Here is a 23,270-nt window from a genome sequence, read left to right as displayed (position 1 = left end):
CATTGTGGAGCGGCGACGCCAGCCTCCGGCTGCCCGGAGGGTCGAGTTATCTTCTCGTTACCTGCCGAGGTCAGCGCCGGCGTACCGCTTCCTCGACCAGGTCGAGCACCGCGCCCAGGTCACCGGCGGGTCGGCCCATGGCCAGGTGGAGCACCAGCCCGTCGTAGGCGAGTTCGAGGAAGCGGGCCAGCACGTCGATGGGGATGTCCTCGCGGAGTACGCCGGCCTCACGTTGACGGGCCAGCCGGTCCCGGGTCGCCTCGGCGATGGCGGCCGACCGCTGTGCCCACCGGGTGGCGAAGGTGGGGTCGGTACGCAGCCGCCGCGACACCTCCAGTTGGCTGCCCAGCCATCCGGTGGTGTCCGGGGAGACCGCCCGGGCGAGCAGGTCACGCATCACCTGGACCAGTCCGTTGCGGGCGACGGTTTCCACCATCGTGGCGGCATCGTCCTCGGCGACGGCCAGGAAGAGCGAGTCCTTGTCCCGGAAGTGGTGGAAGATGGCGCCGCGGGAGAGGCCGGTGGCCTCCTCCAGCCGACGTACGGTGGCGCCCTCGTAGCCGTGCCGGGCGAAGCAGGCTCGCGCGGCGGCGAGGATCTCCTGTCGGCGGGCGTCGAGCTGGTCCTGGCTTACTCTGGGCACGTGTCGATCGTGTCAGCTCCCCCCTGCTGACGCAAACCGTACGTACGGCTTGGTTCTCTGGCGGGCCGTGGACGGTCACTGCTCCCGACCGACACCACCGCGTAACCTTCCGCCCTGTCGGCGAGGCACCCGATTCCCGTAAGGTGCCCGAGTGCCGCTGCTCCTGCTGGACCTGGACAACACCCTGCTCGATCGGGCCGGGCCGTTCCGCACCTGGGCGCAGCGCTTCCTCGACGGCATCGGTGCGCCACCGCACGACATCGAGTGGCTGCTGTCAATCGACGCCGACGGGTTGACGGACCGTTGGGACGTGGCGGACGCGATCCGGGACCGCTACCGGTTGCGGATCCCCTCCATCGACCTGGTGGAGGAGCTGCACGACGGGGTCGTCGAGTTCACCCGGCTGGATCCGCTGGTGGCGTGTGCCCTGCGGATCGCCGACGACGCCGGCTGGATGCCGGTCGTGGTGACCAACGGCGCGGTGCGGCAGCAGGACACCAAGATCCGCCGCACCGGGTTGGACCGGTACATCGCCGACTGGGTGATCTCCGAGGAGGCCGGGGTCAGCAAGCCCAACCCCCGCATCTTCGCGCTGGCCGCGCAGCGGGCCAGAATGCCGCTGCGCGGCGCCTGGGTGGTCGGGGACGGTCCAGAGGCGGACATCGGCGGAGCCACCGCCGTCGGCCTGCCCAGCATCTGGCTGCACCGGGGGCGTCCCTGGACCGACGCCCGCTTCGCGCCCACCGCGACGGTGGACACCGTGATCGCGGCCATCGCCGAGATCATGGGTGCCTGACTAAGAGTTCCTAACGAAATGATGGTGGGCGTGTCCTCGGGACGTGAGGGTCGTTCTGTCTGAACGTGAGGAGGGGTGAGCAGCCGCCGTGGATCGTCTCGGACGAGTTGTGGGCCGAGATCGCGCCGCTGCTGCCGCCCCGAGCACCGCGTAGGCACCGGTTCCCGGGCCGAAAGCCTCTCGATGATCGGAAGGTGTTGTGCGGGATCCTGTTCGTGCTCTACACCGCGATCCCGTGGGAGTACCTGCCCCAGGAGCTTGGGTTCGGGTCGGGCATGACGTGCTGGCGCAGGTTGCGGGACTGGAATGATGCTGGTGTCTGGCAACGACTGCATGAGGTTCTGCTCGGCAGACTGCGGGCCGCTGGGCAGTTGGACATGTCTCGGGCGGTGATCGACGGCTCTCACGTTCGGGCGCTCAAGGGCGGCCCAAAACCGGTCCGAGCCCGGTCGACCGCCGCAAGCCAGGCTCGAAACACCACGTCATCACCGACGCGGGCGGCATCCCTCTCGCCGTCAGCCTGACCGGCGGCAACCGCCACGACGTCACCCAACTGCTGCCCCTGGTCGACAAGGTCCCACGGATCAAGGGCATCCGCGGCAGGCCCCGGCAACGGCCCGACCGGATCTACGCCGACCGTGGCTACGACTTCGACAAGTACCGCCGCGAGCTCCGCACGCGCGGCATCACACCCGTCATCGCCCGACGCGGCATCGGCCACGGCTCCGGCCTCGGCACCCGCCGCTTTGTCGTCGAGCAGACCATCGCCCTGCTGCACTGGTTCCGCCGCCTACGTATCCGCTGGGAGATCCGCGACGACATCCACGAAGCGTTCCTCACCCTCGCCTGCGCCATCGTGTGCTGGCGCCGGCTGCAGCGCTCAAAGAGTTAGGAGCTCTAATTCGATTGACCAGGTCGGTACCGCCGACGAGCATTGGTCCACGCATCGTGCGACCCGGGCGGGCGCCCGGACGAGGAAGGGAGGTCGGTCATGGCCGTCTTCGCAGGTCACTTCCTGCCTCCTGACAACTCGACCAAGGGACTACCCGCACCATGCGCGATCACGACTCCCCGGCGCCCGAGCGCCGGACCCGCGGCGGCCGCCGCCGCTTCGACGACGATGAACCGCACTTCCTGAAGCGCGGCCGACCGACCGGCCCCGCCCCGACCGACCCCGACGAGCCCGACCCGGAGACCGACGAGACGTGGTCCTCCTGGGATGGCGCGCTGCACGGTCCGCAACCGCACCCGCACTGGCTGGTCACCGAGCTGGCCGCGAAGGACACCGAACTCGGTGTGCTGAAGACCGGCAAGGAGGCCGACGTCCACCTGGTGCGCCGGGGCCTTCCCGGCACCGACCGGTTCTGCCTGCTGGCGGCGAAACGCTACCGGGATCCTCGGCACCGGCTGTTCCACCGGGACGCCGGGTACCTCGAAGGGCGCCGGGTTCGCCGCTCGCGTGAGATGCGGGCGATGACCGGCCGGACCGCGTTCGGCCGGCAGATGATCGCCGGGCAGTGGGCGGCGGCGGAGTTCGCGGCCCTCAGCCGGCTCTGGGAGATCGGTGAGCGCTACGGCACCGTCACCGTGCCGTACCCGGTGCAGTTGCGCGGCACCGAGCTGATGCTGGAGTTCCTCGGCGACCCCGACGAGGGAACGGCCGCACCCCGGCTGGCCGAGCTGCGTCCGTCACCGGCCGAACTGCGTGGCCTGTGGGGGCAGTTGGTCGACGCGCTTGTCGTCCTGGCCCGGGCCGGCTACGCGCACGGTGACCTGTCGCCGTACAACCTGCTGGTGCACGCGGGACGGTTGACGCTGATCGACCTGCCGCAGGTGGTCGACGTGGTGGTGAACCCACAGGGGCGGGAGTTCCTTGCCCGCGACGTCCGCATCGTCGCGAGCTGGTTCGCCGCCCGGGGCCTGCCGGCGGATCTCGTGGACCCGACGGTGCTCACCGAGGCGCTGTGCCGCGAGGCCGGTCTGGCCTGACCGACGGGCTCCGGGTGGTCACGCCGCCCGGAGCCCGTCGCGGCTACCGGGGCCCGACCGAGCTGGACCGCGTGGCGGGCACCGCCGACCGGGCGGTCGGCCTAACGGCGAGGTGCGGGTGCGCCCAGCTCACTGCAGATACCGTTCGACCTCGGACACGGGGCGGGCGCCCTGGGCCTCGGGATCGCCGTGGGCCTGCCGGGCGGCGCGGCGGCGGCGCAGCAGGTCCCAGCACTGGTCGAGGGATTCCTCCAGCTCGCGCAGCCGGGTGCGGGCCTCGTCGTCCGTGCCCGTCTCGTGTTCCTGCGCCTGTGCGCGCAGCCGGTGCTCCTCGTCGACCAGATCCGAGATCCGGCTCAGGATGGTCTTGTCGTCCATGTCCCTGAGCCTGGCACAGCGGGGCCGACCACGGCCCGCATTCCCGTCGGCGAATCCGACGGACGGGCTCACCGGTGCCGGCGAGCGACCGGCGCGACGGGCCGTGACCAGTTGTCCCGGCCCGCGGTTCGGGTCGGGTCGGGTCGCCTCGACATGACGTAGATCACCCGGTTCTCGACGGGCGGGCGGAGACGCTTCGGCGCCCGCGCGACGCAGCTCATCGTACGGGCGGTGGTGCCGGTTGCCCGGCGCGACCCGGTGAACGTTCCGGGACACCACACCAGGCCGACCACGGCATGATCACGAGCGCTTGAGTTGATCCGGTGACGTTGTTAGGTTGCGCCGGGGTCGGTGTGCTGTGTGCCTCACTCCTGACTGACCGGTCAACTAGCTCAGGGCCAGGGACGGTGTAATGGGTTCCCGCAGTAGGAGTCTGCGTACCAAGGTGGTGGCCCTGCTGGCCGCGCTTGTGGCGCTGTGGGGCTTCACTGCCTGGGTCACCGTCCGCGATGGAGTCGACCTGCTCGGTATGCGGGCGCTCGACCTGCAGGTCTTCGACCCCACCGAGCCGCTGCTGCTGCAGTTGCAACTGGAACGGCGTACCTCACTCGTCTACCTCGGACGGCCGAACGAGACGACGTTGGACGAGCTGACCCGGTTGCGCGAGCGCACCGACCAGTTGGCCGCCGAGTACGTCGAGTCGACCGACAACTGGCAGGTCGGCCTGTTCGGCAGCGACGCGCTGCACGACCGTGTCACCGAGTCGAAGCGGCAACTGGCCGCGTTGCCCGACACGCGTACCGCCGTCGACGGGCGCAACGTCGGCCGCAGCGTCGCCGGGGCGGCGTCCACCGAGCTGATCGGGTCGTTCTACGAGGTGTACGACGAACTCGGCAATGTCGACGACGACCAGATCGCCGACGACACCACCCAACTGATCCGGCTCAACCAGGCCCGGGAACTGCTGTCCCAGGAGGACGCCCTGCTGGCCGGCGTGCTCGCCGCCGGCCGGATCACCCCGGCCGAGCGGGCCGAGTTCACCCGGATCGTCGGTGCCCGTCAGTTCCTCGCCGAGCAGGCGATCGTCCGGCTGCCCGATGCCGACCAGCGCCGCTACGAACAGCTGCTCACCGGGACGAACTTCCGGCGGCTGGCCGACCTGGAAACCCGGATCATGAACGGCAACGGCACCTCCCGACCGCCGTTCTCGACCTCGGACTGGTCGAATGTCACGGCTGCGGCGCTGATCGAGATCGGTGACGTGGTGCTGGCCGGCGGTGACGACATCGTCAGGAACGCCACACCGGTCGCGATCGGCGTCATCGTCCGGCTGGTCCTCGCCGCAGGTCTCGGCCTGCTCGTGGTCATCACCGCGGTGGTCGTCTCGATCAGCACGGCACGGGCTCGGGCGCGGCAGTGGCACCGACTGCGCGACGCGGCGCTCCAGTTCGCCGAACGGTTGCCGCGCGTTGCCGAGCGGCTCGGCCGCGGCGAGCAGGTGGACATCGCCGAGGAGGCACCGCCGCTGCGCTTCGGCGACGACGAGACCGGCCAGGTCGGCCGGGCCCTCGACCTGGTGCGGCAGACCGCCGTCCGTACCGCCGTCGAGCAGGCCGAGCTGCGTCGGGCCCAAGACGAGGTGTTCCTGGGCCTGGCCCGGCGTACCCAGGCCCTGGTGCACCACCAGCTCACCCTGCTCGACGCGATGGAGCGGCGCGAGCACGACGCCGACGAACTGGAAGACCTGTTCCGCGTCGACCACCTGGCCACCCGGATGCGGCGCCACACAGAGAACCTGATCACCGTCGGCGGCGCCACCCCCGGCCGGGCCTGGCGCCGCGGCGTCCCGATGGTGGACGTGGTCCGGGGCGCGGTCGGTGAGGTCGAGGACTACACCCGCGTCACGGTGCGCGAGATCGCCGATGTCTCGCTGGCCGGGCCGGCCGTCGGTGCGGTCATCCACCTGCTCGCCGAGCTGATCGAGAACGGAGTCATTTACTCACCGCCGCACACCAGCGTCGAGGTCCGTGGTCAACCGGTCGCCAACGGCTTCGCCGTCGAGATCGAGGACCGCGGTCCGGGCATGACCGAGGCGGACCGCGCCGCCGCCAACCACCGGATCGCAGACGATGGTGAGCTGACCCACGGCGACGCGTCCCGGCTGGGTCTCCACCTGGTGAGCCGGTTGGCCACCCGGCACGGCGTGCGGGTCCAGCTCAGGGAGTCGGCGTACGGCGGGACTACCGCCGTGGTGTTGATCCCGAGCGACCTGATCATCGGGGACGAGAGCGAGCCGAGCGTGCCGGGGAAGGCCTCGGCGGCCGGCGCCGACGGATCCGGACCGTCGACCGAACCCCGGCGCCGTCCGGAGCACACCGCGGCGCTGGACGGACCGACCGTTCCGACCGGACTGCCGGTCACCACCGCGCCCGTCGACGGCTCGCCCTGGCAGCCGCGCCGGTCGGCGAATCCCGGTCCGGGCGCCGGTGCCGACCCTGCCGGTCAGCCGGCCGAGCCGGGTGACCTCACGGTCAGCGGGATCGGCCCGACCCGTACCGAGTCGGGCCTGCCGGTTCGGGTACGCCAGGCGAGTTTGGCACCGGCGTTGCGGGCCGAGCCCGAGGCGGTGGCGGAGGGCGACGACGCGATCCGGGAGCCGGAGCAGGTTCGGCGCATGATGAGTTCGTACCAGACCGGCACCCGGCGGGGACGCTCCGACGCCGCCCGGCTGCTCGGTGCTGGGGGTCGGCCCGGACCCGACGATGAGTCCGACGACGCCGATCAACAGGAGACCTGACCGAGGTGCGCTGCCCGGTGAGCCCGGGGAGAACGGTCAGGCCCAAGTGAGCCGGCGATGAGCCGGAGGAGAAGAGGGACGACGAAGTGGCGCAGAAGACGGCTTCGAGTGCCGACCTGACGTGGTTGCTGGACGATCTGGTTGGCCGGGTCAAGCAGGCCGAGCACGCGGTCGCGTTGTCCGCCGACGGTCTGCTGATGGCCTCCTCGCAGGGGCTCGGTCGCGACGACGGCGAGCATCTGGCAGCGATGGCGGCCGGCATCCAGAGCCTGGCCCGTGGCGCTGGCAAGCGGTTCGGTGGCGGGCAGGTACAGCAGACGATCATCGAGATGCAGTCGTCGTTCCTGTTCGTCACAGCCGCCGGCCGCAACGCCTGCCTGGCGGTACTGGCCAGCGAGGACGCCGACGTCGGTCTGATCGCGTACGAGATGGCCATGCTGGTCACCCGGGTCGGCAAGTACGTGGCGTCGCCGCCCCGGTCAGCCGAGCAGACCGGCGGGGAGCAGTAACCCACATGGTGGTGCGGGGAGATCCGGCGGGTGCAGTCCGTCGCCGAGATCGCGGCGCACCTGGACCTGCCGGTAGGCGCCGTACGGGTCCTGCTCGGCGATCTGGTGGCGCGCAACCTGGTGCGGATTCGCGAACCGCACCTCACCGTCGGACCAACCGAACACAGCATCTTCGAGGCGGTTGTCAATGGACTACGGGCACTCTGAGCGGCCGTCGGACGCGGCCCCGCTGCCCACCGCGATCAAAATCCTGATCGCCGGCGGGTTCGGGGTGGGTAAGACCACCCTGGTGGGCGCGGTGAGTGAGACGCGTCCGCTGCGGACCGAGGAGGTGCTCACCGAGTCGGGTGTGGGCATCGACGACCTGGAGGGCGTCGAGACGAAGCGGACCACCACCGTCGCGATGGACTTCGGTCGGATCACCATCAGCGACGACCTGGTGCTGTACCTGTTCGGTACCCCGGGTCAGGACCGGTTCTGGTTCGTCTGGGACGAGTTGGCCCTCGGGGCGATCGGTGCGGTGGTGCTGGCCGACACCCGTCGGCTGGCTGACTGCTTCCCGTCCATCGACTACTTCGAGGGGCGGGGAACACCGTTCCTCGTCGCGGTCAACTGCTTCGAGGGAGCCCGCCGGTACCGGCTCGACGAGGTGCAGGCGGCGCTGAACCTCGACCCCGAGGTGCCGGTGCTGCTCTGCGACGCCCGGCAGCGGGAGTCGGCCAAGGAGGTGCTCATCATGCTCGTGGAGCACGCCATGAAGATCCGGGCGGCCCGTCGCGCCGACTGACGGAACCCGCACGTACTGAGGGCTCCCACCCCGTCCGGGGTGGGAGCCCTCACGGCATCGCGGTCAGTTGGCGATCATGCGGCGCAGCACGTACTGCAGGATGCCGCCGTGCCGGTAGTAGTCCGCCTCACCCGGGGTGTCGATCCGCACCACCGCGTCGAACTCCACCCCGGCGTCGGTGGTGACCTGCACCGTGCGCGGGGTGTCGCCGTCGTTGAGGGCGGTGACCCCGGAGATGGAGAACGTCTCGGTGCCGGTCAGCCCCAGCGACTCGGCGTTCTCTCCGGCGGGGAACTGCAACGGCAGCACGCCCATCCCGATCAGGTTGGAGCGGTGGATCCGCTCGTAGGACTCGGCGATGACCGCCTGCACCCCGAGCAGCATGGTGCCCTTGGCCGCCCAGTCCCGCGACGAGCCCGATCCGTACTCCTTGCCGGCCAGGATGACCAGCGGCACGCCCGCCTCCTGGTACGCCATGGAGGCGTCGTAGATCGACGTCTGCTCCCCGGTCAGGTGGTTGATGGTGAAGCCGCCCTCCACCCCGGGGACCAGCTGGTTGCGCAGCCGGATGTTGGCGAAGGTGCCCCGGATCATCACCTCGTGGTTGCCTCGGCGGGAACCGTAGGAGTTGAACTCGTGGCGCGGCACCCCGTGCTCGGCGAGGTACTGCCCGGCCGGGGAGTCGGCCTTGATGGAACCGGCCGGCGAGATGTGGTCGGTGGTCACCGAGTCGCCGAGCTTGGCCAGCACCCGAGCACCGGCGATGTCGGTCACCGGCTCCGGCTGCTGCCCCATGCCCTCGAAGTACGGGGGCTTGCGGACGTAGGTGGAGTCACCGTCCCAGGCGAAGGTGTCCCCGGTCGGAGTCGGCAGGGACTGCCACCGCTCGTCACCGGCGAACACGTCGGCGTACGCGGAGCTGAAGCCGGTGGCGCCGATCGCGGAGGCGATCACGTCCTGGATCTCGGCGGTGCTCGGCCAGATGTCGCGCAGGAAGACCGGGTTGCCCGCGCTGTCCTCACCGAGCGGCTCGTTGGCCAGGTCGATGTCCATGGTGCCGGCCAGGGCGTACGCCACCACCAGCGGCGGGGACGCCAGGTAGTTCATCTTCACGTCCGGGTTGATCCGGCCCTCGAAGTTGCGGTTGCCGGAGAGCACCGAGACGACCGCGAGGTCGGCCTCGTTCACCGCGGCGGAGATCTCCTCCGGCAGCGGGCCGGAGTTGCCGATGCAGGTGGTGCAGCCGTATCCGACCAGGTGGAAGCCGAGCTTCTCCAGATACGGCGTCAGACCGGCCCGCTCGTAGTAGTCCATCACGACCTTGGAGCCGGGCGCGAGGGTGGTCTTCACCCACGGCTTGCGGTTCAGGCCCTTGTCGACGGCGTTGCGGGCGAGCAGCGCCGCGCCGATCATCACCTGCGGGTTGGAGGTGTTGGTGCAGGAGGTGATCGCGGCGATCACCACGGCACCGTGGTCCAGCTCGAACTCGGTGCCGTCGGCGCCGGTGACCCGGATCGGGTTGCTGGCCCGGCCGCCCGAGCCCACGGCGGCGTTCACCAGGTCACGGGGCGCGTCGGCCGGGTCGTCGATGCCGTTGGCCGGGGAGTCGCTGGCCGGGAAGGACTCGGCGCTGGCCTCGTCGGCGTGGCCGGTCACGCCGTACGGCTGCTCCTGCTGCGGGACGCCCGGCTTGCGGCCCGGGTCGCCGCCGGTCTCGTCGGCGGACACATAGTCGGTGAGCGCCGAGCGGAACAGGGTCTTGGCGTTGCCGAGCGGCACCCGGTCCTGCGGGCGCTTCGGTCCGGCGAGCGAGGGCTCGATCGTGCCCAGGTCGAGTTCCAGCTGCTCGGAGTAGACCGGCTCGTGGTCCGGGTCGTGCCACAGGCCCTGCTCCTTGGCGTACGCCTCGACCAGGGCGACCTGCTGCGGGTCACGGCCGGTCAGCTCCAGGTAGCGGACGGTCTCGGCGTCGATCGGGAAGATCGCGACGGTGGAGCCGTACTCCGGGGACATGTTGCCGATGGTGGCCCGGTTGGCCAGCGGCACCGCGCTCACGCCGGGGCCGTAGAACTCGACGAACTTGCCGACCACGCCGTGCTTGCGCAGCATCTCGGTGATGGTCAGCACCAGGTCGGTGGCGGTGGTGCCGGCCGGCATCTCGCCGGAGAGCTTGAAGCCGACGACCCGCGGGATCAGCATGCTCACCGGCTGGCCGAGCATGGCGGCCTCGGCCTCGATGCCGCCGACGCCCCAGCCCAGCACGCCCAGGCCGTTGACCATGGTGGTGTGCGAGTCGGTGCCGACGACCGTGTCCGGGTACGCCTGGCCGCCGCGCTCCATCACCGTGCGGGCCAGGTACTCGATGTTGACCTGGTGCACGATGCCGGTGCCCGGCGGGACCACCTTGAACTCGTTGAACGCGCTCTGGCCCCAGCGCAGGAACTGGTAGCGCTCCTTGTTGCGCGCGTACTCCAGCTCGACGTTGCGCTCGAAGGCGTCCTCGCGGCCGAACAGGTCGGCGATGACCGAGTGGTCGATGACCAGCTCGGCGGGGGCGAGCGGGTTCACCTTGGTCGGGTCACCACCCAGCTCGCGGACGGCCTCACGCATGGTGGCCAGGTCGACCACGCACGGTACGCCGGTGAAGTCCTGCATCAGCACCCGGGCCGGGGTGAACTGGATCTCGACGTTCGGATCCGCGGTCGGGTCCCACGCACCGAGCTGGCGGATGTGCTCGGCGGTGATGTTCGCGCCGTCCTCGGTCCGCAGCAGGTTCTCCAGCAGGATCTTCAGGCTGTAGGGGAGCCGTTCCTGGCCCTCCACCTTGCTGATCTTGAAAATCTCGTAGCTCGCGTCTCCGACGCGTAGCTGGGTCTTCGCACCGAAGGTGTCGAGGCTCGCCACGTCGTACTCCTTCACACCAGCGACCGTGAGTAGTCCTGAGCAGTCTTTCGCACCGGTCGGAGCGCCGCCGTGCTTAGGCAACACTTACCGCCGATTCCTGCCGTCAACAAAACCGTACGTCCGTCTTGCTATTCGTGCAACCCGGTGTCACTGGGTGGACGGGAGGTGCCTGCTGCGGCCCGATCTCGAACACTCCGTAACCGGTTGACATCGCGGGCGGAGGTGCCGAACGCTGGTCGGCGTGCGCCTTCGTCATCTCGGGCTGCCTGTGCGTGACCACGAACGCAGCTTGCGCTTCTACACGACGTACTTCGAATTCGACCCTGCCACCGCGCGGTCGTACCCGGACGGCACGGTGATCGTACGCAACGCGGACGGGTTCGACCTGGCGCTGCACCCGGCGGCGGAGGTGCCCCCGTCGTCCACCTTCCTGCACATCGGATTCGCCATGGTCGACCCGGCGGCGGTCGACGACCTGCGTACCCGGTTGGCACGCGACGGCGTGCCGATCGTGGAACGGGACGACGAATCGGACCTGGTCTCGTTCAAGTGCCTGGACCCGGACGGTTGGCGGGTGGAGGTGTACTGGGAAGCGGCGTGACGCTGGATCCCGTGCTGGCGCCCGGCCCAACCGGAGGCTCCAACCGGAGGCGACAACATCGGGGATGTTGCTGGTTCACCGTGGCGTGACACGGCACTATCCCCGATGTTGTCGCATCCCCGGCGTCGTCCGGAGGTGGCTCGGGAGAGACGACGAAGGGCCGGCCCCGGGTGGGGTCGGCCCTTCGTGGTGTTGGGTTGGTCAGGAGGTGGCGCTGTAGCCGCGGGTGGCGATCCAGTCGGCCAGGGTGTCGATGTTCATCCGGTAGGAGGCCTGGGTGGGGTCGGCGGAGTCGGCGATGGTGACGGTGTCGCCGCCGTCGCGGTAGCCGACGATGCTGATGTAGTGGCCGCCTTCGAAGCTGTGGGTGGTGCCGTCGGTGTCGGTGGCGGTGCCGGCGATGTTGGCGACCACGGCGCGGCCGTTGTCGACGGTGGCGACGATGTCGTCGCGCAGCTTGTCGGTCTGCTTGTCGTCGGCCTTGGGGTCGGTGATCTCGACCGAGCGGTAGACGTCCTTGCCGGTCTCCTTGTTGAGTACCGGGGTGATGTCGTTGATGGAGTTGGTGCCGGCCTCGGTGGTGCGCATCTGCTTGGCCATGGTGTCGACGTCGATGTTCTTGCCCTGCACGCTCAGGGCGTTGCGGGCGGCGGCGGGGCCGCAGTAGTAGAAGTTGGGCTGGGCTTCGTAGCGGACGCCGAGTTCGCGTTCGCCGCCGGGCTTGCGGTCGGCCTGGATGGCGGCGGGCTTGGTGGCCGGTGCGGCGTGGGCGGCGACGGCGGGGCCGGCGATGCCACCGGCGGTGGCGGCGGCTGCGGCGATGGTCAGGGCGGTCTTGCGCAGGATGGTGGTAGCCATGATGATCTGCACCTTTCGGTCGGGGGTGCGCGCGGCGGTGCCCGCGTGGGGGGTGCGGGTGGGCCGTGCGGAAAGGGGATGATCGTTGCTACGCGCTGTCCGGCGGGTCGGTGCCCGGGACGTGGTGTAACGCCGGGTGGGCCGGGCTCATTCCCGTAGGCTCGCGGGCCGGGGATGTAACGCCGGGTGGGCCGGGGTCATTCCGGGGCCTCGCCGGGGGAGGCGGCTGACCTGGTTCCGGGGGGTGTAACGCCCGGCGGCGGGGGGTCATTCCGACCCGGGCCGGGGACGGCGCTCGGAGGCGCTCGTGGTTACGCCATGTACAACCACCGGACCGGGCCCACGATTCCGCCGGGGGCGTGAGCCGGGTCACCGCAAAGCATGACGTAACGGACATGTAGTCGGTGGTCGCCACATCGGTGGGCCCTGCCTGCGCGAGCCGAGGCTCGCGGTGGGCATGGCGGGGGTGGTGGGGCGTTTTTCAAGCGGGGGAAGGGGAAAGCGGCGGCCGGGGCAGCAGGTCACGACCGAGGGGAGAGGTCCGTGCGGCAGCAGGACCGGTCCACCGCCATCCGCGAGCGCCTGTCACCGGTCGCCGGTGCGCCGCTGTGGTGCGACGCGCTTGATTTCGGACTTCGGGGCGACGGGGTCACCAACGACCAGCCGGCGCTGTCTGCTCTGGTCGACCGCCTGGGTGAGGGATACGCCGCCGACAGCCGGGCGCGGGTCATCTACTGCCCGCCCGGGATCTACTCGATCCGGGACGCGGGCACGGTGTGGCGCAGCGGGGTGTCGCTGATCGGCGCCGGGCCGGGAGCGACCCGGTTCGTGCTGAGCAACGAAGGCAACCGTGCCGACCCGACACCGCTGGCCTTCTGGACCACGGTGCAGCATGGCGCCGACCGGGACCGGCACATCGCCGACTGCACCTTCGCCGATTTCGAGATCGACGGCTCCGGCGTGGCCATGGCCGAGTACAGCTATCTGGCCAAGGGGCTCGGCCTGCAGTACGTGGTGCGGGGCGTCTTCCGCAATCTCTACATCCACCACACCGGCGCCACCGGACTCGGTTGCGACTTCCTCCAGGACAGCCTGATCGACGGCGTGGTGGTGGTCGGGTGCGGACGGCTGGACACCGGTGAGGAGATGGGCGGCGCGGGCATCGGCATCGGCATCGGCGGCTGGGGTGCGGTGGAGCGTTGCACCATCAGCAACTGCACCACCCTGGGCAACGGCACCAACGGGATCTTCCTCGAACTGCAGAAGCCGTACTGGACGCCGCCGCGCGGCTACCGCATCATCGGCTGCCACAGCCAGGCCAACCGGTTCGGCATCTCGGACTGGGGCGCCGACGGCCTGATCGTCTCGGCCTGCACGATCACCGGGAATCTGGAGGCCGGCTTCGACGTGTCCGCCAACGGCACGGCCGGCATCGCCGGTCGGGGTGGCATCCTCACCGACTGCGTGATCGACCGCAATGTCCGCGACGGGATCAGCATGGGCAACACCCCGGGGGCGTACACGATCAGGGGCAATCGGATCAGCGGCAACGGCTGGTACGGGTACCACCAGCACAGCCTGGGCAACGGCTACGAGGGCCCGGCGTCGGACGTGGTGATCGACAACAACGAGTTCTGGGACAACGGTCTGGACGGGATCCGGGTGGACCGGCCGATGGTCGACGCGACGGTGACGAACAACCGGATCCGGAGCAACGGGCGGCAGTGCGCCCCGGCGGCCACCGGCTCCGGGGAGTCGGTGCGGTACGGCCGGCGTGCCGTGTCCGACCGGGCGGCGGCGTGGTCGGTCGACGGGCACCGCGGCAAGCTGCTCCGGGTGGGGTCCCGACTGGCCCTTGTGGTCGGCAACACCGAGATGGAGCTGGAACTGGCCGACCTGCGACCGGACGCGGCGATCGCCTGGAACGAGGACGTGCCGCCACCCGGTGCGCGCTACGAGCTGCCGGCGGCGGCACCGGTACGGGCCGGAATCACGGTGAACGCCCATTTCGAGTCCGCGACGGTGCGCGGCAACCGGATCTGGGACAACCGCGACGACCCGACGCAGAGTTACGGCATCTGGATCAGCGATCAGGGCGCGTGTGTCTCCTGCCGGGTCGAGGACAACGACCTCGCCGGCAACACCGAGGGAGCGCTGCGGCTGGACCACCAACCGGTCGGCGGCCGCTGGGACCGCAACCACGTCGACGTGGACTGAGGGACGCCTCAGCCGTCCGCCTCGGCCGGGGCGATCGAGCTGGCCTCCGCGTGCCGGTCGCGCAGCCGGGCCCGGATCTCCTCCGGGGTGTACGCGCGCCGCCGTCGTTCCGCTCGGGCGATCACCACGCCGGAGGCCGCGACACCGGCCAGACCGGCCAACCCGAGGACCTTCCACCACCGCATCCGTCGCCGCATCCGCTTAGGGTAGTCCCCTATGAGCATCAGCCTGGACGAGGCGGTGGAGCTGACCCGTACCGGCGATCTGTGGGTCTTCCGTGGCCGCAGCGTGCCCGACCGGGCCATCCAGTTGACCACCAACAGTCCGGTCAACCACGTCGGCATGGCGGTGGTGCTGGACGACATGCCGCCACTGATGTGGCACGCCGAGCTGGGCCGGTCGTTGCCGGACCTGTGGACCGGCACCCACCAACGTGGTGTGCAGCTGCACGACCTGCGCGACGCGGTCTGCGTCTGGGGCAACCGGTACGGCCAGCGTGGCTGGCTGCGCCAGATCGAGCCGCCGGCGGACGCGGAGATGGAGCGGTCGGTGCTGCGGACCATCGCCCGGCTGGACGGCACACCGTTTCCGTCCACCGCCCAGTTGGCCTGGCGGTGGTTGCGCGGCCGGGTGCCGTCACCGCGGTTGCCGCTGCCGGCGGCGCGGCGGCGCGGCCCGGCGGCGCGGGACCTGGCCCTGGAGACCGCGTACTGCGCCGAGGTCGTCGCGGTCACCTACGAGGCGATGGGTCTGCTGCCGGTCGGTCGACGACCGAGCTGGTACGACCCGGGCCGGTTCTGGAGCGGGGACGACCTGGGCCTGCACGGTGGTGCCCGGCTGGGCAGCGAGATCGAGGTGCGGATCCCGCCGCGTTGAGGTTTCGGCGAGCCGCGCTGCGGCAATTGCTTGCGGCGTGACTGCTTCCACCGATCTCGACCTGCTGACCGACTTCTTCGACCGGTACGGGGTGGCGTTGACCGTCGGTGACGTGCCGGCGATCGCCGGCTGTTACGCCCTGCCCGGGCTGGTGGTGGCCGACACCTACAGCTTCTCGTTCAACTCACCGGCGGCCGTCGCGCTGTCGTTCGTGGGTGCCGCGCCGGACTACACCGAGCGCGAACTGGTCGCGGCGCACGCCGACATCGAGCAGGTGCAGCAGATCTCCGCGCTGCTCGTGGAGGTCGCGGTGCGGTGGGAGTTCCTGGACAGTCAGGGTCGGCAGGTGCCCGGCGAACGGTACCGCTACCTGCTGCGCAGCACCGAGCAGGGGCTGGCCATCTGCACCGTCGTGCGGACGGGCTGAGCCGCCGGGACGACCGTGGCCGCCGACCGGCCAGGTACCCGATGTCGATGCGTCCGGTACGTCGGGCGGGTCGGACGGCTTCGGCACCTGCCCGTTTCGCGCCCCGCGTCGGCGTGACTAGGCTGCCCGTCGGCGACGACGAGTGGGGACCTCAATGTCAGTGCGGCCGTCCGGTGATGACGCCAACGACGATGCCACCGGTGACGGGTACGGCGACGACAACCGTGCCGGCACCGGTGACCGGCACGACGATGCCACCGGTGACCGGCCGGGCGAGCCTGCCGGCGCTGGTGACGCACCCGGTGGGCACGCCCTGTCCAGGATGATCGCCTCCGCGCCCTGGGTGGTGGTGCTGGTCGGCGTCGCGGTCCTGGCGGTGCTGCTGGTGGTGGCGCTGCTGTCGTTCCGTGGCCCCGAAAGTCCGTCGGCCTGGTCACCGGGCCCGCCGATGGGTCTGCCGACAGCCGTCGGGCAGCGCGGCGACTCGACGCCCACGGCACCATCGACCGCCTCGACCGGTCCGTCCGCCTCGGCCACCTCGACGGCCTCGGTGAGCCCGACCGGCTCACCCACCCGGTCCGGGTCGCCGCAGCCGCCGACCGACCCGTCGCGTACCGGATCGGCCGCCGGGCCGGACGCCAGCCGGTCGCCGAGTGCGTCGGTGTCGGCGGTGCCGGCCGACGAGGGTGGGACGGTCACCGCCAGCTACCGGGTGCAGGACAGCGACGCGGACCACTTCGAGGCGCAACTGGTGGTCCGCAACGGCACCAGCCGGTCGGATGACTGGCAGGTGGAGTTGCGTTTCGCCGGCGGCGTCACCGGCGTCCGCGCCTCCAGCGGTCCGGGGGTGTCGGTGACCATCAGGGGCAGCGGCTGGTATCTGCTCAGCGGCACCGGTCAGCTCGCCGCCGGCGCGCAGCAGTCGGTGCAACTGCGGTTCACCCGTACCGGGGGCGGGGAGTACCCGACACAGTGCACGGTGAACGGAGCCGGCTGCGGGATGGGTTAGGACAGTTCATGATTCGTCGGGCACTTTCCGGCGCGGCTGAAGATCGTTACGCTTGCCGGGCTGCCCGCTGAGGAGAGACATGTCCGGTACGCGTCGCGCTCCCCGTCAGTTCCCGCCGCACGGCTCCGCCGCCGTGGCTTCCTCGCCGTGGATCCTGGTGTCGATCGGGGTCGTCGTCATGGTGGTGCTGCTCGTCGTCGCGGTCGGCGCGTACCGGGGTCCCGGGCCGGACTTCCAGCCGGTGCCGCCGGGACAGCCACCGGTCGCCGCCGCGCCGATACCCGAGCGGGCCTCCTCGGCAGGTCGGGAGGTGTCGACACCACCGTCGGTCGCGGTGCCGGGGCTGTCCCCGCGCCGGACCGACCCACCGAGCCCGACTCCCAGCGCCTCCCGTACGACGTCGGCACCGCCATCGGTGGCACCGTCCCGTACGACGGTGCCACCGGCACCGCAGCCCGCACCGATCGACGCCCGCTACCGGGTCTTGCACACGTTTCATGGCGGCTTCATCGCCGAGGTGTCGATCCGCAACATCTCCTCCCGTGACCTGGACTGGGTGGCGCGGGTGGACTACCCGGGCGGGCGGGTGGTGACGGCCTGGCTGGAGGGCGTGCCGCAGGGGACGTTCAGCGGTACCGGCGGGACGCTGACCTACCGCAGCGGGCCGGACCTGGACGCCTGGTCGTCGGTGGACCTGCGCTTCCACATCGAGTCGGCCGATTTCCGTCCCGCGAGCTGCAGCGTCTCCGGACGCACCTGCCGCAGTCGTCGTTAGCCCACGGGCACGGGTGACTTTCCCTTCTTGCGCAAGTGTCTGCTTTGTTGCGGGTCTGTTTGCAAGGTATTGCAGAATCTTTCGGCAAGGGCTAGCGTGCGGGCCAATCAGCGACCAGAGGAAGGCCGTCGATGAAACCCCCGCCGACACCGCGAAAAATCCTGCTCGCCCTCGTCTTCCTGCTCACCGTCACCCTGGTCGGCACGCCCGTCGCGGTGACCCCCGCCGCCGCGATCGGTCGGTCCGCCGGCATCGGGGCACCGAGCGCCACCGGCGCCGTCACCTGGCACCGGGAACCCTCCGCCACGGCCCTGCTCGCGGCCGGCCGTAATCAGGCAAAGGCCGAGCAGTTCTACTTCGTACTGCCGGACCGGTTCGCCAACGGCGACCCGCGCAACGACCGGGGCGGCCTGGCCGGCGACCGGCTGCGCACCGGGTACGACCCCACGGACAAGGGGTTCTACCAGGGCGGCGACCTCAAGGGACTCACCGAGCGACTCGACTACATCGAAGGGCTGGGCACCACCGCCATCTGGCTCGCCCCGGTCTTCAAGAACCGGCCGGTGCAGGGCGAGGGCGACGACGTGTCGGCGGGCTACCACGGCTACTGGATCACCGACTTCACCCAGGTCGACCCGCACTTCGGTAGCCCCGCCGACCTGAAGAAGCTGGTCCAGCTCGCCCACCGGCGCGGTATCAAGGTCTACCTCGACGTCATCGTCAACCACACCGCCGACGTCATCGCCTACGAAGAGGACACGTACACCTACGTCGACAAGGCGACCGCACCTTACCGCGACACACAGGGCCGAGCGTTCGAGGACCGCAACTACGCCGACGGCAGCCGGGCCTTCCCGAAGGTCGACGGCGACTCCTTCCCGTACACCCCGGCCTTCGAGACCCGGGCCGACGCGAAGGTCAAGGTTCCGGCGTGGTTGAACGATCCCACCATGTACCACAACCGCGGTGACTCCACCTTCGCCGGGGAGAACAGCGAGTACGGCGACTTCTTCGGCCTCGACGACCTGTGGACCGAGCGGCCCGAGGTGGTCCGTGGCATGACGAAGATCTACGCTGACTGGGTGCGGGCCACCGGTGTCGACGGCTTCCGGCTGGACACGGTCAAGCACGTCAACATGGACTTCTGGCCGCAGTTCAGCCAGGGGGTGCAGCAGGCGGCGGCCCGCGCCGGCAAGCGGGACTTCTTCATGTTCGGCGAGGTGTACAGCGCGGACCCGGAGATCGCCTCCAGCTACGTGCGGCAGGGCGGGCTGCCCGCCACCTTGGACTTCGGCTTCCAGGAGGCCGCGCGCGGCTACACCGCGAACGACGGATCGGCCAGGACGCTGGCCGACCTCTACGCCCGCGACGACCTCTACGCCGCCCGGGACACCCACGCCGGGCGACTCACCACGTTCCTCGGCAACCACGACATGGGCCGGATCGGGTCGTTCATCGCCAACGGTCCCACCGACCCGGCCAGCCACCTCCGTCGCGACCAGCTCGCCCACGAGCTGATGTTCCTCACCCGGGGTCAGCCGGTGATCTACTCCGGCGACGAGCAGGGCTTCACGGGTGCCGGCGGAGACAAGGACGCCCGGCAACCGATGTTCGCCTCGCGCACCCCGGACTACCTCGACGACGACCTGCTCGGCACCGACCGCACCCACGCGGTCGACCAGTTCGACCCGACGCACCCGCTCTACCGCACCATCGCCGACCTGGGCCGGTTGCGCCAGGCCCACCCGGCCCTGCGGGACGGCGTGCAGATCACCCGGTACGCGGCCGACGGACCCGGCGTCTTCGCCTTCTCCCGCTTCGACCCGGACAACCGCACCGAGTATCTGGTCGCGGTCAACAACGCCACGAGCGCGCAGACCGTCACGGTGGACACCTGGTCGGCCGGCGCCACCTTCACCGGTCTCCACGGCAGCACCGGCCGGCCGGTCGCCACCGGCGACGGCAAGCTGACCCTGACCGTGCCGCCCCTGTCGGCGGTGGTGCACCGGGCCGGCAAGCCGGTCGCGTTGCCCGACGCCAAACCGGGCATCACCATCACCGCCCCCGAGGGGTCGCCGGCCACCCGCGCCGAGGTGACCGCCCAGGTCACCGGCGACCCGCTGGCGCGTGTCGCGATGGCCGCCCGGGTGGCCGGTGGCAAGTGGACGCTGCTCGGCTCCGCCCAGCGTGCGCCCTACACCGTGCACCACGACCTGACCGGTCTGGCCGCCGGCACCAGGATCGAGTACAAGGCGGTGGTCCGTGACGGTCGGGGCCGCACCGCCGCCGCCCGCTCCACCACCACCGTCGGCACCCCGGATCTGCCTGGCTCGTCCTGGGACTGGCTGGTGGTCCACCACCAGCGCCCCGACGGCGACTACGACGACTGGGGGCTGTACGCCTGGGGTGACATCGACCCGGAGTACGCCACCGAGTGGCCGCAGGGACAGCCGTTCGCGGGCACCGACGCGTACGGACGGTTCGCCTGGGTGAAGCTCAAGCCGGGCGCGAAGACCGTCGGTTTCCTGGTGGTCGACGCCGACGGCAACAAGGACGTCGACAACGACCGGACCGTCGACGTGACCCGGACCGGCGAGGTCTGGGTCAAGCAGGGCGACCCGGCGACGTACCAGACCCGGGAGGAGGCCGCGGGCGAACCCGCGCCGCCGGTCGAGGAGGGTGTGGCGGTCATCCACTACCACCGTCCCGACGGCGACTACGACGGCTGGGGCCTGCACCTGTGGGACGGCGCGGCCACCCCCACCGACTGGGCGAAGCCGATGCCGCCGACCCGGATCGACTCCTTCGGCGCGGAGTTCCGGGTGCCGCTGGCCGAGGGGGCCACCGGGCTCAGCTACATCGTCCATCGTGGCGACGAGAAGGACCTGCCGCAGGACCAGCGGCTCGACTTCGCCGACGCCGGCCGGGAGGTCTGGTTGCTCGCCGCGACACCGGGCGGGCTGCTGCCGGCGACGGCCACCGGCAGCAGCAGGGACACCGACATCGGCAAGCAGCGGGCGCACTGGATCGACCGGTCCACCGTCGCCTGGCGCACCGGCCCCACCGACGGTCGGGCGTACGCCCTGGTGACCGCGCCGACCGGCGGGGTGAGGGTGGTGGACGGCGAGCTGGTCGGGACGTACACCTCGCTGCCGTTGACCGCGCAGCGCAACGGGCTCACCGAGGCCCAGCGCGCGGCCTTCCCGCACCTGTGGGACCACCGGGCCCTCACCCTCGACCGGCGGGACCTGGCAAAGGTGCCGGCGGCGCTGCGCGGGCAGCTGCTGGTGACCGAGCGGGCCGCCGACGGCACCCTGCTCGGTGCCACCGGTGTGCAGATCCCCGGCGTGCTCGACGACGTGTACGCGTCGGCCACCGCCGCCCGACTCGGCGCCACGTTCACCGGTGGCGTACCGACCCTGTCGGTCTGGGCACCCACGGCCCGGACGGTGTCGCTGGAGCTGTCCGACTCGCCGACGGCCACCGCGCGGCCGATGGCGATGCGCCGCGACGACCGTACCGGCGTCTGGTCGGTACGCGGGCAGCGGTCCTGGAGCGGCAAGTACTACCGCTACCGGGTGCAGGCGTGGCAGCCGGCCACGCAGCAGATGGTCACCGCCTCGGTCACCGACCCGTACTCGGTGGCGCTGGCGGCGGACTCCACGCACAGCCAGATCGTCGACCTGACCGACCCGAAGCTCGCCCCGGCGGGTTGGGCGCGGCTACGCAAACCGGCCGCGGTGCCCTCGGCCAAGGTGCAGATCTCCGAGCTGTCGGTGCGGGACTTCTCCATCGCCGACGACACCGTGCCGCCGCAGCGGCGGGGCACCTTCCTCGCCTTCACCGACCCGGCCACCGCCGGCATGCGGCACCTGAGGGCGATAAGCGACGCCGGGGTGACCCACCTGCACCTGCTGCCGGCGTTCGACTTCGCCACCATTCCCGAGCGCCGGGCCGACCAGCGACAGCCGGACTGCGACCTGGCCGCCCTGCCGCCGGACTCGGAGCGCCAGCAGGAGTGCGTCGCCGCGGTGCAGGAGACCGACGGCTACAACTGGGGGTACGACCCGCTGCACTACACCGTCCCCGAGGGCGGGTACGCGGTCGACCCGCAGGGCGCCGGGCGCACCACCGAGTTCCGGCAGTTGGTGGCCGGGGTCAACGACGCGGGTCTGCGGGTGGTCATGGACGTGGTCTACAACCACACCTCGGCCGCCGGCACCGACCCGAAGTCGGTGCTGGACCAGATCGTGCCCGGCTACTACCACCGGCTGCTCGACGACGGCACGGTGGCCACCTCCACCTGCTGCGCCAACACCGCACCCGAGCACGCCATGATGGGCAAGCTGGTGGTGGACTCGCTTGTCACCTGGGCGAAGGCGTACAAGGTCGACGGGTTCCGCTTCGACCTGATGGGGCACCACCCGAAGGCGAACATCCTGGCCGTACGCGCCGCACTGGACAAGCTGACGGTGGCCCGGGACGGGGTGGACGGAAGGAACATCCTGCTCTACGGCGAGGGATGGAACTTCGGCGAGGTGGCCGACGACGCCCGATTCGTGCAGGCCACCCAGGCCAACATGGCCGGTACCGGCATCGGCACGTTCAACGACCGGCTGCGCGACGCGGTACGCGGCGGCGGCCCGTTCGACGACAACCCACGCCGGCAGGGCTTCGCCTCCGGGCTGTTCACCGACCCCAACGGCGACCCGGTCAACGGCTCGACCGCCGAGCAGCGGGCCCGGCTGCTGCTCCAGCACGACCTGGTGAAGGTGGGGCTGACCGGCAACCTGCGCGGCTACCGGTTCGTCGACTCGGCGGGCCGGCAGGTCACCGGGACCGACGTGGACTACAACGGCTCGCCGGCCGGCTACACCGACGCACCCGGGGAGGCGGTCACCTACGTCGACGCGCACGACAACGAGATCCTGTACGACGCGCTTGCGTACAAGCTGCCGCAGGACACCTCGGCCACGGACCGGGCCCGGATGCAGGTGCTGGCGCTGAGCACCGTGGTCATGGGTCAGGGCACCGGCTTCGTCACCACCGGCACCGAGCGGCTGCGGTCGAAGTCGCTGGACCGCAACTCGTACAACTCGGGGGACTGGTTCAACCAGATCCGGTGGAACTGCGCCGACGGCAACGGCTTCGGCATCGGGCTGCCGCCGGCCGAGGACAACCGGGACAAGTGGCCGTACGCGAAGCCGCTGCTGGCCGATCCGTTGCTGGTGCCGGACTGCGCGGCGGTCGAGCTGACCGACGCCCGCTACGCCGAGCTGCTGCGGATCCGGGCCTCGTCGCCGGTCTTCGGCCTGCCCACCGCGAAGGAGGTGCAGCGGCGGGTCGCCTTCCCGCTGTCGGGTGCGGACGAGACCCCGGGTGTGCTCACCATGACCCTCGACGCCCGGGGGCTCGGCGGGGCGTGGAAGTCGGTGACTGTGGTCTTCAACGCCACTCCGGAGAGTGCCACGCAGCGGGTGACCGGGTTGCGTGGGGCGGACGTGACGCTGCACCCGGTGCTGCGCTCCTCGGCCGACCCGGTGTTGCGTACCGCGGCCTTCGACCGCTCCAGTGGCACGTTCACCGTGCCGGGACGCAGCGTGGCGGTGTTCGTCCAGCGGTAGTGCACCCGGAGACACGACGCGCGACACGCTCCGGCCCCGCCGGTCCGATCCTTCTGGATCGTCCCGGCGGGGCCGAAGTC

The 23,270-nt window shown here is 70.8% G+C and carries 19 protein-coding genes; 14 read left to right on the top strand and 5 right to left on the bottom strand.

Features of this window, described 5'->3' with window-relative positions; genetic code table 11:
* Positions 1–70: 70 nt before the first annotated feature.
* Complete coding sequence (locus ENC19_RS17885; protein WP_093401424.1) at positions 71–643, bottom strand: TetR/AcrR family transcriptional regulator; 573 nt, start codon at positions 641–643, stop codon at positions 71–73.
* A gap of 151 nt (positions 644–794) precedes the next feature.
* Between ENC19_RS17885 and ENC19_RS17880 the strand changes: the two genes are divergently transcribed.
* From ENC19_RS17880 to ENC19_RS17870, 3 genes are all read left to right on the top strand, one after another.
* A complete protein-coding gene (locus ENC19_RS17880) occupies positions 795–1,439 on the top strand; it encodes an HAD family hydrolase (RefSeq protein ID WP_164448269.1) in 645 nt (214 codons plus the stop codon).
* Between the two features lie 92 nt (positions 1,440–1,531).
* Positions 1,532–2,331, top strand: a protein-coding gene (locus ENC19_RS17875; protein ID WP_164447377.1) for an IS5 family transposase whose coding sequence is annotated in 2 segments (ribosomal slippage) — positions 1,532–1,868 and positions 1,868–2,331 — 801 coding nt in all. Because the reading frame shifts where the segments join, the coding sequence is not laid out codon by codon here.
* Between the two features lie 161 nt (positions 2,332–2,492).
* Positions 2,493–3,428, top strand: a complete 936-nt coding sequence (locus tag ENC19_RS17870) for a serine protein kinase RIO (RefSeq protein WP_164448268.1) — start codon at positions 2,493–2,495, stop codon at positions 3,426–3,428.
* A 129-nt stretch (positions 3,429–3,557) separates the two neighbouring features.
* Here ENC19_RS17870 and ENC19_RS17865 read toward each other — a convergent pair whose 3' ends face one another.
* Positions 3,558–3,806, bottom strand: coding sequence for a DUF2630 family protein (locus ENC19_RS17865; protein WP_164448267.1), 249 nt, complete (start codon positions 3,804–3,806; stop codon positions 3,558–3,560).
* 412 nt (positions 3,807–4,218) lie between these two features.
* On the opposite strand from ENC19_RS17865, the gene ENC19_RS17860 reads away from it, so the two are divergent.
* From ENC19_RS17860 to ENC19_RS17845, 4 genes are all read left to right on the top strand, one after another.
* Positions 4,219–6,603: a sensor histidine kinase gene (locus tag ENC19_RS17860; RefSeq protein WP_164448266.1), complete on the top strand. Its 2,385-nt coding sequence runs from the start codon at positions 4,219–4,221 to the stop codon at positions 6,601–6,603.
* 86 nt (positions 6,604–6,689) lie between these two features.
* Positions 6,690–7,112, top strand: coding sequence for a roadblock/LC7 domain-containing protein (locus ENC19_RS17855; protein ID WP_164448265.1), 423 nt, complete (start codon positions 6,690–6,692; stop codon positions 7,110–7,112).
* A gap of 30 nt (positions 7,113–7,142) precedes the next feature.
* The gene (locus tag ENC19_RS17850; RefSeq protein ID WP_281603509.1) at positions 7,143–7,319 is read left to right on the top strand and encodes a DUF742 domain-containing protein; all 177 of its coding nucleotides are present in this window, start codon (positions 7,143–7,145) and stop codon (positions 7,317–7,319) included.
* A complete protein-coding gene (locus tag ENC19_RS17845; RefSeq protein ID WP_164448264.1) occupies positions 7,300–7,899 on the top strand; it encodes a GTP-binding protein in 600 nt (199 codons plus the stop codon). The genes ENC19_RS17850 and ENC19_RS17845 overlap by 20 nt, the downstream gene beginning before the upstream one ends.
* A gap of 63 nt (positions 7,900–7,962) precedes the next feature.
* Here ENC19_RS17845 and ENC19_RS17840 read toward each other — a convergent pair whose 3' ends face one another.
* Positions 7,963–10,818 (bottom strand): aconitate hydratase, encoded by a 2,856-nt coding sequence (locus ENC19_RS17840; RefSeq protein WP_164448263.1) that lies wholly within the window; start codon positions 10,816–10,818, stop codon positions 7,963–7,965.
* A 226-nt stretch (positions 10,819–11,044) separates the two neighbouring features.
* On the opposite strand from ENC19_RS17840, the gene ENC19_RS17835 reads away from it, so the two are divergent.
* Complete coding sequence (locus tag ENC19_RS17835; protein ID WP_164448262.1) at positions 11,045–11,404, top strand: VOC family protein; 360 nt, start codon at positions 11,045–11,047, stop codon at positions 11,402–11,404.
* 201 nt (positions 11,405–11,605) lie between these two features.
* Here the strand turns inward: ENC19_RS17835 and ENC19_RS17830 are convergent, their stop codons facing one another.
* Positions 11,606–12,262 carry a C39 family peptidase gene (locus ENC19_RS17830; RefSeq protein WP_164448261.1) on the bottom strand — a complete coding sequence of 219 codons (657 nt, stop codon included), beginning with the start codon at positions 12,260–12,262 and terminating at the stop codon, positions 11,606–11,608.
* Between the two features lie 543 nt (positions 12,263–12,805).
* On the opposite strand from ENC19_RS17830, the gene ENC19_RS17825 reads away from it, so the two are divergent.
* Positions 12,806–14,479 carry a right-handed parallel beta-helix repeat-containing protein gene (locus ENC19_RS17825; RefSeq protein ID WP_164448260.1) on the top strand — a complete coding sequence of 558 codons (1,674 nt, stop codon included), beginning with the start codon at positions 12,806–12,808 and terminating at the stop codon, positions 14,477–14,479.
* A gap of 8 nt (positions 14,480–14,487) precedes the next feature.
* Here the strand turns inward: ENC19_RS17825 and ENC19_RS17820 are convergent, their stop codons facing one another.
* A complete protein-coding gene (locus ENC19_RS17820; RefSeq protein WP_208020949.1) occupies positions 14,488–14,676 on the bottom strand; it encodes a hypothetical protein in 189 nt (62 codons plus the stop codon).
* Positions 14,677–14,695: 19 nt separating this feature from the next.
* Between ENC19_RS17820 and ENC19_RS17815 the strand changes: the two genes are divergently transcribed.
* The 5 genes from ENC19_RS17815 (at position 14,696) to pulA (ending at position 23,190) form a co-directional block, all read left to right on the top strand.
* Positions 14,696–15,355, top strand: a complete 660-nt coding sequence (locus tag ENC19_RS17815) for a hypothetical protein (protein WP_164448258.1) — start codon at positions 14,696–14,698, stop codon at positions 15,353–15,355.
* A 37-nt stretch (positions 15,356–15,392) separates the two neighbouring features.
* The gene (locus tag ENC19_RS17810; RefSeq protein WP_164448257.1) at positions 15,393–15,782 is read left to right on the top strand and encodes a hypothetical protein; all 390 of its coding nucleotides are present in this window, start codon (positions 15,393–15,395) and stop codon (positions 15,780–15,782) included.
* A 154-nt stretch (positions 15,783–15,936) separates the two neighbouring features.
* A complete protein-coding gene (locus ENC19_RS17805; RefSeq protein WP_164448256.1) occupies positions 15,937–16,791 on the top strand; it encodes a cellulose binding domain-containing protein in 855 nt (284 codons plus the stop codon).
* A 79-nt stretch (positions 16,792–16,870) separates the two neighbouring features.
* Entirely contained in the window at positions 16,871–17,566 is a 696-nt protein-coding gene (locus ENC19_RS17800) for a cellulose binding domain-containing protein (RefSeq protein ID WP_164448255.1), read from the top strand.
* A gap of 131 nt (positions 17,567–17,697) precedes the next feature.
* Positions 17,698–23,190 (top strand): pullulanase-type alpha-1,6-glucosidase, encoded by a 5,493-nt coding sequence (pulA, locus tag ENC19_RS17795; protein ID WP_164448254.1) that lies wholly within the window; start codon positions 17,698–17,700, stop codon positions 23,188–23,190.
* The last annotated feature ends 80 nt before the right edge of the window (positions 23,191–23,270 follow it).

The organism is Verrucosispora sioxanthis (genome assembly GCF_010560025.1).
GTDB classification, from domain to species: domain Bacteria; phylum Actinomycetota; class Actinomycetes; order Mycobacteriales; family Micromonosporaceae; genus Micromonospora; species Micromonospora palythoicola.
The sequence above is the reverse complement of the archived record's forward strand: the minus strand, read 5'-3'. Positions and strand labels throughout refer to the sequence as shown.

Excerpts from the sequence above, each read along its gene's own strand:
- ENC19_RS17870 (WP_164448268.1), top strand. The coding sequence starts at position 2,493 with ATGCGCGATCACGACTCCCCGGCGCCCGAGCGCCGGACCCGCGGCGGC.
- ENC19_RS17865 (WP_164448267.1), bottom strand. The coding sequence starts at position 3,806 with ATGGACGACAAGACCATCCTGAGCCGGATCTCGGATCTGGTCGACGAG.
- ENC19_RS17860 (WP_164448266.1), top strand. The coding sequence starts at position 4,219 with ATGGGTTCCCGCAGTAGGAGTCTGCGTACCAAGGTGGTGGCCCTGCTG.
- ENC19_RS17845 (WP_164448264.1), top strand. The coding sequence starts at position 7,300 with ATGGACTACGGGCACTCTGAGCGGCCGTCGGACGCGGCCCCGCTGCCC.
- ENC19_RS17830 (WP_164448261.1), bottom strand. The coding sequence starts at position 12,262 with ATGGCTACCACCATCCTGCGCAAGACCGCCCTGACCATCGCCGCAGCC.
- ENC19_RS17820 (WP_208020949.1), bottom strand. The coding sequence starts at position 14,676 with ATGCGGCGACGGATGCGGTGGTGGAAGGTCCTCGGGTTGGCCGGTCTG.
- ENC19_RS17815 (WP_164448258.1), top strand. The coding sequence starts at position 14,696 with ATGAGCATCAGCCTGGACGAGGCGGTGGAGCTGACCCGTACCGGCGAT.
- ENC19_RS17805 (WP_164448256.1), top strand. The coding sequence starts at position 15,937 with ATGTCAGTGCGGCCGTCCGGTGATGACGCCAACGACGATGCCACCGGT.
- ENC19_RS17800 (WP_164448255.1), top strand. The coding sequence starts at position 16,871 with ATGTCCGGTACGCGTCGCGCTCCCCGTCAGTTCCCGCCGCACGGCTCC.
- pulA (WP_164448254.1), top strand. The coding sequence starts at position 17,698 with ATGAAACCCCCGCCGACACCGCGAAAAATCCTGCTCGCCCTCGTCTTC.